This window comes from Streptococcus sp. SCPM-O-B-15294 (M123) (genome assembly GCF_058200455.1).
Map to the genome: position 1 here is coordinate 1 of NZ_JBYQGU010000030.1, position 949 is coordinate 949.

General features: G+C 50.3%; 10 tRNA genes. All 10 read left to right on the forward strand.

What is annotated here, in order from left to right:
* The first annotated feature begins 30 nt into the window (after positions 1-30).
* The 10 genes from AC3E8G_RS10215 (at position 31) to AC3E8G_RS10260 (ending at position 945) form a co-directional block, all read left to right on the forward strand.
* Positions 31-103 (forward strand) — tRNA-Val (locus AC3E8G_RS10215).
* A 2-nt stretch (positions 104-105) separates the two neighbouring features.
* Positions 106-178: transfer RNA gene (locus tag AC3E8G_RS10220), tRNA-Asp, on the forward strand.
* Between the two features lie 31 nt (positions 179-209).
* Positions 210-282 (forward strand) — tRNA-Lys (locus tag AC3E8G_RS10225).
* A 5-nt stretch (positions 283-287) separates the two neighbouring features.
* Positions 288-369: transfer RNA gene (locus tag AC3E8G_RS10230), tRNA-Leu, on the forward strand.
* Positions 370-386: 17 nt separating this feature from the next.
* Positions 387-459 (forward strand) — tRNA-Thr (locus AC3E8G_RS10235).
* A gap of 23 nt (positions 460-482) precedes the next feature.
* Positions 483-554: transfer RNA gene (locus tag AC3E8G_RS10240), tRNA-Gly, on the forward strand.
* A 7-nt stretch (positions 555-561) separates the two neighbouring features.
* A tRNA-Leu gene (locus AC3E8G_RS10245) sits at positions 562-647 on the forward strand.
* 21 nt (positions 648-668) lie between these two features.
* Positions 669-742: transfer RNA gene (locus AC3E8G_RS10250), tRNA-Arg, on the forward strand.
* A 36-nt stretch (positions 743-778) separates the two neighbouring features.
* Positions 779-852 (forward strand) — tRNA-Arg (locus AC3E8G_RS10255).
* Positions 853-871: 19 nt separating this feature from the next.
* Positions 872-945, forward strand: a tRNA-Pro gene (locus AC3E8G_RS10260).
* Positions 946-949 lie beyond the last annotated feature (4 nt).

Genomic DNA, 949 nt, shown 5'->3' on the forward strand with positions numbered 1-949 from the left:
AAGATAGGAAGTTAGAAGACTTCCTTTTTTGGGAGTTTAGCTCAGCTGGGAGAGCATCTGCCTTACAAGCAGAGGGTCAGCGGTTCGATCCCGTTAACTCCCATAGGTCCCGTAGTGTAGCGGTTATCACGTCGCCCTGTCACGGCGAAGATCGCGGGTTCGATTCCCGTCGGGACCGTAGGAACGAAGTTTCTAGAAGATAATGATACGACTCGTTAGCTCAGTTGGTAGAGCAATTGACTTTTAATCAATGGGTCACTGGTTCGAGCCCAGTACGGGTCATTATAGCGGGTTTGGCGGAATTGGCAGACGCACCAGATTTAGGATCTGGCGCTTTACGGCGTGGGGGTTCAAGTCCCTTAACCCGCATAAAAGAATAATAATGAGCCGGCTTAGCTCAGTTGGTAGAGCATCTGATTTGTAATCAGAGGGTCGCGTGTTCAAGTCATGTAGCCGGCATTTTTTTATATAAAGAAACAGATGCGAACGTAGTTCAGTGGTAGAACACCACCTTGCCAAGGTGGGGGTCGCGGGTTCGAATCCCGTCGTTCGCTTGAGGAGGCCGGGGTGGCGGAACTGGCAGACGCACAGGACTTAAAATCCTGCGATTGGTAACGATCGTACCGGTTCGATTCCGGTCCTCGGCATAGACTTAGGTTGGAGAAGAAGCACCCTTAGCTCAACTGGATAGAGTACCTGACTACGAATCAGGCGGTTAGAGGTTCGACTCCTCTAGGGTGCATGGTCGCAAGACTATGTAGCAATTGAATAGAAACGAGCACCCTTAGCTCAACTGGATAGAGTACCTGACTACGAATCAGGCGGTTAGAGGTTCGACTCCTCTAGGGTGCATAAAGCGTAAGCTTTAGTTCGGGAAGTAGCTCAGCTTGGTAGAGTACTTGGTTTGGGACCAAGGTGTCGCAGGTTCGAATCCTGTCTTCCCGATTTA